The organism is uncultured Halorubrum sp. (genome assembly GCF_937146585.1).
In the GTDB taxonomy this organism is placed as follows: domain Archaea; phylum Halobacteriota; class Halobacteria; order Halobacteriales; family Haloferacaceae; genus Halorubrum; species Halorubrum miltondacostae.
The window spans coordinates 14,897-27,137 of sequence record NZ_CAKZRO010000061.1 but is presented as its reverse complement, the minus strand read 5'-3'; the positions used below and the strand labels follow the sequence as shown (position 1 = coordinate 27,137).

The following is a 12,241-nucleotide window of genomic DNA, read 5'->3' as shown; positions in this document are numbered from 1 at the left end:
TCTTCGAGGACTGCTTCGTCCCCGAGGAGAACGTCGTCGGCAGCGAGGGCGGCGGGTTCTACGCCCTCGCCGACTTCTTCAACCACGGTCGCGTCATCGTCGGGGGCCACGGGCTCGGCCTCGCCGCCGCGGCCATCGAGGAGGCCGAGGCGTTCATCGACGAGCGCGAGGCGTTCGGCCGCACTATCGACGACTTCCAGGCCGTCCAGCACACGATCTCCGACATGCGGATCGGGTTCGAGTCGGCGCGCGCGCTTAACTGGCGCGCCTGCGAGAAGGTCGCGAACGGGACGGACGCCGGCTACTGGGCCGCGCTGGCGAAGACGAAGTCCACCGAGGTCGCCACCGACTGCGCCGAGAAGGGGATGAAGCTCCACGGCGGCCGGTCGAACCTCACCGAGCGCCGGATCGCCCGCGTCTACCGCGACGTGCGTATCCCGGTGATCTACGAGGGCGCGAACGACATCCAGCGCAACCTCATCTACCGGCAGTCCCGCTAGGCGGCGTTCAGAGCGTCGCCGCCAGCCGGCGCAGCGCCTCGCCGCCCTCCGAGGCGAGCGGGTCGCCGTGCCCGACGCAGGCGACGTCGAACGCCGGGGCGCGTTCCGCGAGCGACCGGACGCTCGCCGCGACCTCTCCCGTGTCGTAGCTTATCACCCAGCCGGACTCATTCAGTTCGCCGTCAGATTCCGATACCAAGTCGCCGAGCAGCGCGACGCCCAACTCCTCGCTGACGAACGCGACGTGGCCCGGCGTGTGGCCGGGCGTGTGGTACGCCGTGAACGAGCCGACGGTCTCGCCGTCGCGGACGCCGACGACGTCGAGGTCGGGCAGGTCGGTGACGAGCCCGGCGAGCCGCTGGATCAACCCCTTGTGGTTCCCGACGGGCGGTTTCCGGTCCCCGCGGAGCAGCGTCGCGTCGAAGCCGTAGGCGCGGACCGGCGCGTCGAGATCCGGCGTCAGCGCCGCCAGCGTCCCGACGTGGTCGAGGTCGTAGTGGGTGAGGAGGACGCGGCCGACCTCCGAGGGGGCGACGCCGGCGTCGTCGAGGCCCTCCCGGATCGCATCCTCGTCCCACGGCGTCCCGGCGTCGACGAGCGTCGGCACGTCGTCGAAGACCAGGTACGCGTTGACTCCGCCGCAGTCGAGACGCCAGACGCCGTCCGCGATCTCCGCTGTCATGCCGACCGGTAGGAGGCAAGGCGGTATGAACGCTGTCGTGGCGGAGAGCGACGGGGCGTGGTCGCTCCGCCGCGTCGCGCGGTCGCCGGCGCCGCGCGGGCGACGAAAGCGCCAAGACGCCGGGGCGACACCACGGGGTATGCGACTGGAGGACTACTGGGGGATCGGCCCGAAGACGAGCGAGCGGCTCACCGAGGCCCTCGGGACCGAGCGGGCGGTCGAGGCGATCGAGGCGGCCGACGTCCGCGCGCTCGTCGACGCCGGGCTCCACCGCGGCCGCGCGACCCGCATCCTCCGCCGGGCGAACGGGGAGGCCGGGATGGACGTCCTCGCGACGGGCGACGCGCGGTCGGTGTACGACGACCTGCTCGCGCTCGCGGCCGGCGAGGCGCTGACCGCGCACGCGGCCGACCGGATTCGAGTGTTGACCCCGCTCCTCGACCGCGACGCCGTCGAGGCGCGGCTGGACCGGGTCGTCGCCGCCCGCGACGCGTGGGCCGCCCTCGACGAGGCGGACCGGGAGGCGGTCGCGGACGCGTTCGACGCGTACGACGAGGCGGAGGCGTCCGACCTCGCCGCCGTGGAGACCGCGGTCGCGCTCCGCGAGGCGGGGCTGACCGACGGGCCGTTCGCCGACGTCGGCGCGCTGGACGGCGACCGACTGCGCGACGCGGCCGACGCGCTCGCCGACGTGCGGGGGTCCATCGACCCAGCCGGCGGCCTCGACGGCGACGACATCGAGATCGCGAGCGGCGCGGACGCGGAGCTGGATCGGCTGCGCGAGCAGCTGTCGGCCGCGCGCGACCTCGCGGACTCCGCGTTCGACGTGCTCGAGTCCGTCCGCGACGGGAGCCTCCGCGACTTCGAGGCGCTGGAGTCGGCGACGATCGACCACGTCGCCCGCGAGACGGGCGTCGAGCCGGCCACGGTCCGGGCCGCGGCGCCGGACGAGGCGCTCGACGCCGCCGACTTCGTCTCCGGGACGCTGCGGGACCTCGTCGTCGAACTCGAGGCGGCGGTCGACGAGCGCGAGGCCGCCGTCGCGGCCGACATCCGTGAGCGACTGGGCGACGAGTCCGCGGAGGGAGACGACGCGAACGGCGGCGACGACGGCGACGAGGAGGGAGCGGACGACGGCGGCGACACCACCGTCGCTCGGGCCGCGGCGGCGGTGTCGGACGCCGCGTTCCTGCTGTCGCTCGGGCGGTTCGCGGCCGAGAACGGGCACGTCCGCCCGACGCTCGTCGACGACGGTATCGCCGTGCGCGGGGCGCGGAACCCGTTCCTCGGCGGCGACGTCCAGCCGGTGTCGTACGGCGTCGGCTCGCACTCGCTGGCGGACGTCTCGGGGGTCGCGAGCGCCGACGCCCCGCCGACGGGCGACCGCGTGAGCGTCCTCACGGGGGCGAACTCCGGCGGGAAGACGACGCTGTTGGAGACGCTGTGTGCGGTGGCGCTGCTCGCGTCGATGGGGCTGCCCGTCCCCGCCGACGCGGCCGAGGTCGGGACGTTCGACCGGATCGTCTTCCACCGGCGGCACGCCTCGTTCAACGCCGGCGTGCTGGAGTCGACGCTGAAGTCGGTCGTCCCGCCGCTGGTCGCGGACGGGCGGACGCTGATGCTCGTCGACGAGTTCGAGGCGATCACCGAGCCGGGCCGCGCCGCCGACCTGCTGAACGGGCTGGTGACGCTCACCGTCGACCGCGGCGCGCTCGGCGTCTACGTCACCCACCTCGCCGATGACCTGAGCCCGCTCCCCGACGTCGCGCGCATCGACGGCATCTTCGCGGAGGGGCTGACGAACGACCTGGAGCTCCGCGTCGACTACCAGCCGCGGTTCGAGACGGTCGGGAAGTCCACGCCGGAGTTCATCGTCTCGCGGCTGGTCGCGAACGCGGGCGACCGCGGCGTCCGCGCCGGCTTCGAACACCTCGCGGGCGCGGTCGGCGAGGAGGCGGTCCAGCGAACGCTCTCGGACGCCGAGTGGGCGGCGAACGATGACTGAGGAGTCGGCGGACGACGCGACCGGTCCCGAACGGATCCGGTCGATCGCGGTGCACCGCGAGGACGTGGCGAACGCGCTCGAGGCCACGCTCCGGAGCGACCGCGAAGTCGTGCTCCGCGCGACGCCGCCGTTCTCCGGGCGGATGCGGGCGCGCCTCCACGCGCTCGACGCCGGCGGCGCCGGCGAGGACGGCGACGGCGGTTCGCCCGCCGACGCCCCCGGCCCGATTCACGTCGACCCCCGGGATCTCGTCGCAGAGGCCCCTCCGTATCCAGAGGTCGACGACACGGCCGCCGAGCTCCCCGACGCGGACCTCGAGACGCGTCGCGAGCGCCACGCCGCGAGCGTCGAGTCGTGGCGCGAGACCGTACGCGATAGCCTCTGCTCGACGGTCGACATCGAGGTCGACGGCGAAGTTCGCACCGTCGACGTGAACGCGCTCGGGTAGGCGACTCATTCCCGCAAGTACGAGGAACGCCGCCGGGAGTTCAGTCGAAGAGAGCTACAGCCGAATCCGTTCGACCGACGTGCCGGCGGCCTCGAACTCCTCGTCCGTCGCGGCCGCGACCACGACGGTGCCGGCGTCGGTCGCGGCGTCGAGGTCGACCTCGAAGGCGCCGTCGGCGTCCGGCGTCACGAGCCGCGACGTCTTCCGGGTGTGGACGGCCACGCGCGCGGCGTCGGTCTCGCCGGCCACGACGACCGCGTCCTCGACGAACTCGGCGGTGGCGGTCAGCTCCGGCCCCGCGGGGCGGTCGCGCTCGACGTAGCGGTCGCGGACGACCGTCGGCGTCTCGACGGGTTCGCCCGCGTCGACGCCGTGCGCCAGCCGGACGAAGCCGGCCATCGACCACGCGAGCGGGGTCGCCCCCCCGGTGCCCTCGCCGAACTCCCAGCCGTACTTCGTCGGGTGTTCGCGGTCCCACACCTGCTCCGGGAGCATCAGCCCGGAGTTACCGAACCCGGCCATCGTCTCCAGCAGGCTCTCGGGTTCGAGCGCCGCGTCGTCGGTGCCGCCGAACGCGTCCGGGCCGTCGGCGCGGGCACGCAGTTCGTACTCGCCGCGCTCGCCGGTGAAGATGGGCCAGAGGCGACCCCGACCGTCGCCGGTGCCGGCCCACGGCGCGCCGGGGTCGCCGACGGCGATCTCGCCGTACGCGTCGCCGACGTACCGGTACCAGGCCGCGCCGTGGGGCGTGTCCACCCGGATCGAGTCGTCGACGACGGAGACGGAGTTGCGGACGACGGGGTCGTCGGCGGGCTTGATCCCCAGGCGCACGAGTTCGAGGAACCCGCCGTCGATGATCTCCCGCTCGTCGTACGTCGGCCCGTCGTTGGCGATCGTCCGCGGCCGCCCGGACTCGGGGTCGCCGTCGGCCGTGATCCGGAGGTAGTACGGCGTCTCCTCGTGGCGGTCCGTCCCGGTCGCGGTGGCGGTCCACTCCTCGACGCGCGCAGTCCAGTCGTCCGCGAGCCCCAGCCACGCGAGCGCGTCGGCGCGAAGGGACTCGGGCGACTCGCCGGCCGTCGCGCCGCTCGCCTCGCGCCGGTCGGCCTCCGCGAGCGCCAGCGCCGCGCCGCAGACCAGCCCGGCGATCTCGGCCGCGATGCTCGACGGCGAGTAGCCGGCCTCCTCCTCCCAGCGCTCCTGTGCGGTCTCCGGACCGTTGGCGGCGATGTAGTCGAGCGAGCGGCTGACCTGGTCGTAGGTGTACCCCGCGTCGTCGAGCGTCACGCCGCGCTCGTACAGCTGCCAGGCCATCACCGAGGGGAACGCGATGTTGTCCATCTGCTCGCCGCCCCACCGGGTCCGGCCGTCGATGTAGGTGTTCTGCGGGAGGAACCCGTCGTCGTCCTGCTGGGTGTTGTAGAGGTAGGCCAGCGCGTCCGCGCCGCGCTCGAGCTCGTCCATCTCGATCAGCGCCGTGAACACCTGGTAGAGGTCGCGCGACCAGACGAAGTTGTAGCCGTAGCCGCGGTTCTCGGCGGCGTACTCGGTCTCGCCCCACGGGACGGAGGGGCTCGCGATCCCCGCGCCGTCCTGGGCCTTGTCCTCGACGGCCGCCAGCGTCATCAGCGCGAACCGGTACTGCGACGCGAGGGCGGGCGCGCCCGCCACCGAGTCGGGGAGGTCGCGGTCGGCGAGCCACGCGCGCCACGTCTCGGCGTACGCGTCCGCGACGTCGTCGAAGCCGCGCGCGAGCGCGCCCTCCGCCTCGCCGAGCGCGGCGGCGGTGTCCGACTCCTCGGCGAACCCGAGCGCGACCGTGTCCATCACGATCTCGCCGCTCCCGACGAGGCCGGCGAGGACGACGTTGCCGGTCGCCTCGGCCGACTCCTCGACGCGCTCGCCGTCGCCGAACAGCGCGTCCGTCGCCTCGCCGCCGGCCGGGAGCGCGCTCGCCCAGTCGAAGCCGCCGCCGCTGGCCAGGGCGAGCGCGCTGTCGAACGTCTCGCCGTCGGCGTCGACGAGCTTGCCCGGGTCGCGGTCGGGGTCGTCCTTGCGCGCGAGCAGGTGCGCTCCGCCGTCGCCGTCGATCCGCTCGGCGCGGTCGTTCGTGCCGACGTTGGCGATGGTCACGTCGGCGAGGACGTACACGTCGTACTCGCGGCTCCCCTCGAACCGGACGTCGGCGAGGATCGCGGTGCCGTTCGTGTCGACCGCGTACTCGGCGGTGAGCGTCCAGTTGTGGCCGTGGCCGTCGCCGGTCTCGCGGATCGTCTGGACGTACGCGAGCGCGTCGTCGGCCGCCGGCTCCGTCGTCCGCTCGATCGTCTCCGTCGTCGAGACGTGGCCCGTCTCGTCGAAGGTCCGGATCGCGTACTCGGAGTCGGGGTCCGCGACGAGGAAGTCGACCGTCCGGACGTTCATCACGTCGATCCGGGGGAACCGCGCCTCGGTGAGCGCCCCCTCGGTGAGCGTGAACCACACCGGGACGGGGTCGTCGGCGTCGTAGTCGGCGGGCGTGCCGACGCCGAACTTCCGGCCGGTCGTCCAGTGCGGCGCCGCCTCGGGGCCTGTCTCGCGGTCGTGCGGGACCGGGAGCTCGCCGTGGCTCGCGAGCGTCACCGTGGCGTCGATCCGGAGCGCGTGGGACCACGCGATGGGGGTCGCGCTGTCGAGGTCGCCGTCGTCGAACACCTGCTCCGCGAACAGCCCCGCCTCGTTGACGAACGGGCCGTCCGGGCCGCAGAGCGCGTAGAGGTCGCGGGCGTCGGCGAACAGCGGCTCGGCCGCCCCGCCGCGCTCCTCGACCACGCCGGCGAGCGTCGCCGCCGCGGTGGCGCCCCACAGGGTCGCGATCGACCACACCTTCGCGGCCCCCTGCTCGGCCGTGCGCCAGTCGTCGCCGGCGAACCGGACGAGCCCCTCGACCGCGGACGTCTCGCGCCGGAGCGCCTCGATCGACTGCCGGACGTGGGTGTTGACGCGGTCGAGGAAGCGGTCGAACTCGCTCGCCGCGACGGCGTCGACGCCGGCGGAGCCGGAGCCGTCGGTGGCCGCGGCGTCGCCCGCGGCCGCGCCGTCGTCGGAACCGGCCTCGTCGTCGAGCAGGGCCGCGTACTCGGTGGCCGCGGTCGCGAGCGCGAAGGTGCTCGCGTCGGCGCGGGCGTCTTGACCCTCCTCGCTCGCGCGCTGGAGGAACCGCTCCGTCTCCGGGTTCCAGCGGTCGTCGAGCCCCGAGAGCGCGGCGTCGGCGGCGGCCGCCGCGTCGGCCCGGAGCGACTCGTCGACCGGCGCGCGCGCCACGGCGGCGAACGCCCGGAGGTACTCCGCGCCGGTGTGGGTGAAGCGGCCGAGCGCGTTCTCCCAACAGTTCTGACAGCGGCGCGGGAGCCCGTCGTCCTCGGTCGTCTCAAGCAGGAAGTCGACGGCGTCGGCGATCGTCTCGTCGATCCGGTCGCGCCACTCCTCGGGGAGGTCGGCCTCGCGGCGGAGGCTCGCGAGGAACGCGACGACCGTCGCCGGTTGGTCGAGCTGGTCGTTCGGGCCGGGGGTCGCGTTCGCGCCCTCGATCCGGGCGTTCGCCCAGCCGGGCGCGACCTTCCCGGAGTCGGCCCACACGCGGTGGGGCCACGAGCCGTCGGCGTCCTGCGTCCGGCAGAAGAAGCTCGCGGCCGCGAGCAGCTCCTCGTCGGCGTCGAGGCCGAGCTCGTCGCTCGCGTCGAGCAGCGCGGTCGAGACGGTCGCCTCGTCTCGGAACCACGTGTAGCCGTAGCCGCCGGAGGTCGAGTAGAACGGGTCGAACTCGGGGGCGGCGATCCGGCCCCCGGACTCGGCGGTGAGCAGGTCGAGCGCGCGGAGGTCGCTCGCGATCACCGACCGGCGCGGGGCGTCGGCCGGGACGTCCGGTCCCCGCCCGTCCGCGGCCTCGCGGAGGTCGTCGGCGTCGGGGTACGCGGTGGCGATGTTCGACACCGTCTCGATCCGGCGCTGGCGGTCGATCCCGTCGGTGAGGGCGTCCTTCGCGTCGTCGCCGGTGTCGCGGGCCGCGCGCCGGTCGACGACGGCGCGCCCGGCGAGCGTGACGCGCTCCGTGCGCCCGTCGCGCTCGAACGGCGCGCGGACGACGACGTCCGGGGTGAGCCGCGAGTCCTCGCGCCGGTCGATCTCGCCGCGGTGCGGGAAGCCGTCGTCCTCCTCGCCGAGCAGCTCGGGGATCGTCCGCAGCCGCTGGCCGTGCGCGTTCGAGAGGCCGGTCGAGGCGGTGAGGAAGTCGTGTTCGGACCGGTGGTGCACCTCGACGACGCCGCCGTCGTCGGGGCCGGCCCCGTCGTGGACCATGTTGCCGACGCGGCCCTCGACCATGTCGGGCGAGAACGCGTAGGCGGCCACGATCTCCGCGTCGGCGGGGGGCGAGCCGCGGAGCTCGACGTGCGTGAGGTGGGTGTCGCTCACGACGAGGTCGAACTGGTGGATGGTGTAGCGGCCGGCGTCGTACTCGGTCTCGACGAGCGGGGTGTCGCCGTCGTAGTGCTGGCGGGTCGTCTCGAGGTCGTCGAACCAGCGGACGCCGCGCCCGGCGGTGATCCCCATCCGGAGCCGGTCCGCGCCGCCGACTTCGGAGAGGGAGTACGAACAGTCGTGGACGGTCCCGTCCGGCCCCACGTGGACCAGTCGGCCGTCGTCGCCGGTGAACGCGCCGGCGGTCATCGAGTGTTCCGCCGGGTAGCGCTCCCCGCGCCGACGTTCGTGCTCCGTAAGGGCGGTACGCAGTCGCATACCCGCCCTGCGCCGGCCGGAGTAAAAGCCTTGACGACCGCGGCCGGTGTCCGAACGGACGCCGCGCGGGGCAGATCTCACCGAAACAAGAGCAACACCGAAGGCCCCGGGCGTCGATGGGCGTCACATGCACCACCCCGGACCCCCGCGCTTCCTCGCGACCGGCGAGCGGACGGAACTGGCGCCGCGAGACCCGAACCCGGACGCGACCTACGCCTGGCGCGTCGCCGACGCCCCGCCCGGCAGCGAGGCGACCGTCGGCGACGAGTCCGTGACCGAGTTCACGCCCGACGTACCGGGCCGCTACCTCCTCGGGCTCGACGCCCCCGACGGCGACCACCTGCTCACGGTCCGCGCGTTCCCCGCGAGCTACGAGGGCGTCGACGTCTCCGGCGGGAGCGGAACCGCGATACGCGACCGCGACGCGGACGACGGACCGATCGACTACGCCGCGCGAGAGCGGCACGAGGGCGTGGGGCGGCCGCGGGTCGAACTGGACGCGAGCGTCGCCTACGAGGAGGGAGCCGATTCGGAGAGCGAGAGCGCCGGGGCGGCGGTGTTCACCGCGGTCGCGACGCCGAACCCGGAGTCCGCGCTCGACGCCGACGACCTCTCGGTGACGTTCGTCGTCGACGACCGCGACGTCGCGACCGCCGTCGAGACGGGGCGAACCAACCCGCGGGACGCGCTGCGCGTGAGCGACGACGGCGGCGAGCTCCGCGTGCCGCTCGACGCGGTGCCGGAGCGCCTCCGCGTTCACGCCGTCGCGGTCGCGCACGACCCGGACGGCGACCCGCGCGTGAGCGTCGCCGACGCGGCCGCCGTCGTGCGCGGGCAGTCCGCGGCCAACGACGCCGGCGGCGAGGCCGCGCTGACGCCGGGCGCGCCCGACTTCGAGACGGTGCGGCTCAACGATCCGCCGGCGTGGACGCGGGACGCCTCCGTCTACGAGATATTCGTCCGGACCTTCGCGGACGCCGACGAGGGTGCGGCGTTCGACGCGATCGCGGAGCGGATCCCCCGGATCGCGGAGCTCGGCGTCGACACGCTGTGGCTCACGCCGGTGCTCGGCCACGACGGGAAGCCGCACGGCTACAACATCGTCGAGTTCTTCGACACCGCCGACGACCTCGGCGACCGCGCCGACTTCGAGGCGCTGGTCGAGACCGCTCACGACCACGGGATGCGCGTGCTGTTCGACTTCGTCGCCAACCACACCGCGCGCGACCACGAGTGGTTCCGCGACGCCTACCGGAACCCCGACTCGCCGTACCGCGACCGCTACGAGTGGCAGGAGTCGGGCGAGCCGGGCACCTACTTCGACTGGGAGCTCATCGCGAACCTGAACCACGCGAACCTCGACGTGCGGCGGTTCCTGCTCGACGTGGTCGACGAGTGGGCGCCGCTGGTCGACGGGTTCCGCTGCGACATGGCGTGGGCGGTCCCGGACTCGTTCTGGCGCGAGCTTCGCGACCGCGTGAAGGACATCGACCGGGAGTTCCTCCTGATGGACGAGACGATCCCGTACATCCCCGGCTTCCACGAGGGGATGTTCGACGTCCACTTCGACGCGACGCTGTACTTCCAGCTCCGGCAGGTCGGTCGCGGCGCGGAGCCGGCGGCGAGCGTCCTCGACGCGATCGACCAGCGCGCGGAGATCGGGTTCCCGGACCACGCCGAGTTCCTCCAGTACATCGAGAACCACGACGAGACGCGCTATCGCGTCGAGTGCGGCGACGCCGCCGCGGCCGCCGCGGGCGCGGCGATCATGACCCTGCCGGGCGTGCCGATGGTATACGCCGGCCAGGAGATCGGCCAGCGCGGCCGCCGGGACGCGATCGCGTGGGACCACGCCCGCGAAGACGTCCGCGACCGCTACGAGGACCTCCTCGCGACCCGGCGGGACCACCCGGCGCTCGGGCCGGCCGGCGACGTCTCCCGGGTCGACTACCACGTCGCGAGCGGCGACCTCTCGGAGCGGCCGATCGTCGCCAGCGGCGACGTCCACCCCGACGACGTGGTGGCGTTCCGGCGGCGCGACGGCGACGAGGCGCTCGTCGTCGTCCTCAACTTCGCGCCGGCGGAGGCGAGCGTCGCGGTCGAGGCCGACCACGGCGAGCGCGACCTAGTCTCCGGCGAGCGGTGCGTCGTCGAGGACGCCGACGGGACCGAGCGGATCCGCGTCGACGAGGTTGCGGTGGTGCCGGTCGCGGGGGAGTAGCCGACCTCTCGGGCCCGATCGGTGGGTCCCGTAGCCGGGATTCGGCCCGCCTCGATACGCCCGAACGCGGTCGGGACGTACGCAACGTTTGAAGTCGGTGGGGGGCGCAGGGAGGCGTATGCGATTCGACCGCTCCGACGCCGTCTTCTGCCACGTCACCTCGCTGCCGGGGGCGTACGGGATCGGCGACCTCGGCGAGGGCGCGCGCGAGTTCCTCTCGTTCCTCGGCGACGCCGACGTCGACCACTGGCAGATCTGTCCGATCGGGCCGACGCTCTCCGTGGCCGGGGAGTCGCCGTACCAGTCGCCGTCCGCGTTCGCCGGCAATCCGCTGTTCATCGACCCCGAGGGGCTCGTCGACGACGGCTGGCTCGACGAGGCGGACCTGCGTCCGGTCCCCGAGTTCCCGACCGACCGCGTCGACTACGGCGCGGTGCGGGAGTACAAGCTCCCGCTGTTGCGGACCGCCTTCGAGCGCTTCGAGGAGCGGGCGACCGAGGAGGACCGCGCGGCGCTCGACGCGTTCCGCGAGCGCGAGCCGTGGCTCGGCGACTACGCGCTGTTCCGGGCGCTCTCGGACGCCCGGCCGGAGGACGTGTGGACGGAGTGGCCCGCGCCGCTGCGGACGCGGGACCCGGACGCGCTCGCCGAGGCGCGCGAGGAGCACGCGGCGGAGATCCGGTTCCGCGCGTTCGTCCAGTGGACGTTCGACCGCCAGTGGCGCGACCTGCGTGCGGTCGCGGCCGACGAGGGGGTGTCCATCGTCGGTGACGTGCCGATCTACGTCGCGCTCGACTCCGCGGACGTGTGGGCGAGCCCGGAGGCGTTCCGGCTCGACGAGGGGAACCGCCCGACCGCGGTCGCGGGCGTGCCGCCGAACGCGGGCGACGACGGGCAGCGGTGGGGGAACCCGCTGTACGACTGGGAGCGGCTCGCCGAGTCGGGGTACGACTGGTGGCTCGACCGGTTCCGCCGGCTGTTCGACCTCGCGGACGTGGCGCGGCTCGACCACTTCCTCGGCTTCGTGAAGTACTGGGCGATCCCCGCCGACAGCGACGACCCCGCGGACGGCGAGTGGCGGGACGGCCCCGGGCGCGAGCTGTTCGAAGCGGTCGAGCGCGGGCTGGGCGAGGCCCCGTTCATCGCCGAGGACCTCGGCTTCGAGGAGCCGGCGATGGACGAGCTGATGGCCGAGTTCGGCTTCCCGGGGATGCGCGTCCCGCAGTACGCCGACTGGTGCGCGGAGGGGAACGAGTACCAGCCGATGCACTACGGCGAGGGCGTCGTCGGCTACACCTCCACGCACGACACCGACACCTGGGTCGGCTACTTCGACGACCTCCCCGCCGAACAGCGCGACTGCTTCCGGTACAACGTCGGGAGCGACCCCGACGAGCCGCCGGAGTGGGCGATCATCGACGAGGTGTGGGGGTCGGACGCGATCCTCGCGGTGACGACGGTCCAGGACCTGCTCGGGCTCGGCAGCGAGTCGCGGTTCAACGAGCCCGGGACGCTGGACGGCAACTGGGAGTGGCGCGTCGCCCGCGACGACCTCGACGACGGGATCGCGGACCGGCTGTGGGAGTTGGCCGGGAAACACGTACGCTAG

The 12,241-nt window shown here is 73.8% G+C and carries 7 protein-coding genes; 5 read left to right on the top strand and 2 right to left on the bottom strand.

Annotation, left to right across the window (positions count from 1 at the left end; translation table 11 throughout):
* A partial coding sequence (locus Q0116_RS05710; protein ID WP_297886360.1) for an acyl-CoA dehydrogenase family protein occupies window positions 1-500 on the top strand: 500 nt, incomplete at its 5' end.
* A 7-nt stretch (window positions 501-507) separates the two neighbouring features.
* Here the strand turns inward: Q0116_RS05710 and Q0116_RS05705 are convergent.
* Window positions 508-1,182, bottom strand: a complete 675-nt coding sequence (locus Q0116_RS05705; RefSeq protein ID WP_297886358.1) for an MBL fold metallo-hydrolase — start codon at window positions 1,180-1,182, stop codon at window positions 508-510.
* A 139-nt stretch (window positions 1,183-1,321) separates the two neighbouring features.
* Between Q0116_RS05705 and Q0116_RS05700 the strand changes: the two genes are divergently transcribed.
* On the top strand, window positions 1,322-3,187 hold the full coding sequence (locus tag Q0116_RS05700; protein ID WP_297886356.1) for a DNA mismatch repair protein: 1,866 nt from the start codon (window positions 1,322-1,324) through the stop codon (window positions 3,185-3,187).
* Window positions 3,180-3,635: a hypothetical protein gene (locus tag Q0116_RS05695; protein WP_297886354.1), complete on the top strand. Its 456-nt coding sequence runs from the start codon at window positions 3,180-3,182 to the stop codon at window positions 3,633-3,635. Before Q0116_RS05700 ends, Q0116_RS05695 begins: the two co-directional genes overlap by 8 nt.
* A gap of 54 nt (window positions 3,636-3,689) precedes the next feature.
* On the opposite strand, the gene Q0116_RS05690 is transcribed toward Q0116_RS05695, so the two are convergent.
* Entirely contained in the window at window positions 3,690-8,411 is a 4,722-nt protein-coding gene (locus tag Q0116_RS05690) for a glycoside hydrolase family 15 protein (RefSeq protein ID WP_297886352.1), read from the bottom strand.
* Between the two features lie 127 nt (window positions 8,412-8,538).
* Between Q0116_RS05690 and malA the strand changes: the two genes are divergently transcribed.
* The gene (malA, locus tag Q0116_RS05685; protein ID WP_297886350.1) at window positions 8,539-10,632 is read left to right on the top strand and encodes an alpha-amylase MalA; all 2,094 of its coding nucleotides are present in this window, start codon (window positions 8,539-8,541) and stop codon (window positions 10,630-10,632) included.
* Between the two features lie 118 nt (window positions 10,633-10,750).
* Window positions 10,751-12,241: a 4-alpha-glucanotransferase gene (malQ, locus tag Q0116_RS05680; protein ID WP_297886348.1), complete on the top strand. Its 1,491-nt coding sequence runs from the start codon at window positions 10,751-10,753 to the stop codon at window positions 12,239-12,241.

Bases quoted from the DNA above. Each gene is read 5' to 3' on its own strand.
- Q0116_RS05705 (WP_297886358.1), bottom strand. From the start codon at position 1,182: ATGACAGCGGAGATCGCGGACGGCGTCTGGCGTCTCGACTGCGGCGGA.
- Q0116_RS05700 (WP_297886356.1), top strand. From the start codon at position 1,322: ATGCGACTGGAGGACTACTGGGGGATCGGCCCGAAGACGAGCGAGCGG.
- malA (WP_297886350.1), top strand. From the start codon at position 8,539: ATGCACCACCCCGGACCCCCGCGCTTCCTCGCGACCGGCGAGCGGACG.
- Q0116_RS05690 (WP_297886352.1), bottom strand. From the start codon at position 8,411: ATGCGACTGCGTACCGCCCTTACGGAGCACGAACGTCGGCGCGGGGAG.
- malQ (WP_297886348.1), top strand. From the start codon at position 10,751: ATGCGATTCGACCGCTCCGACGCCGTCTTCTGCCACGTCACCTCGCTG.
- Q0116_RS05695 (WP_297886354.1), top strand. From the start codon at position 3,180: ATGACTGAGGAGTCGGCGGACGACGCGACCGGTCCCGAACGGATCCGG.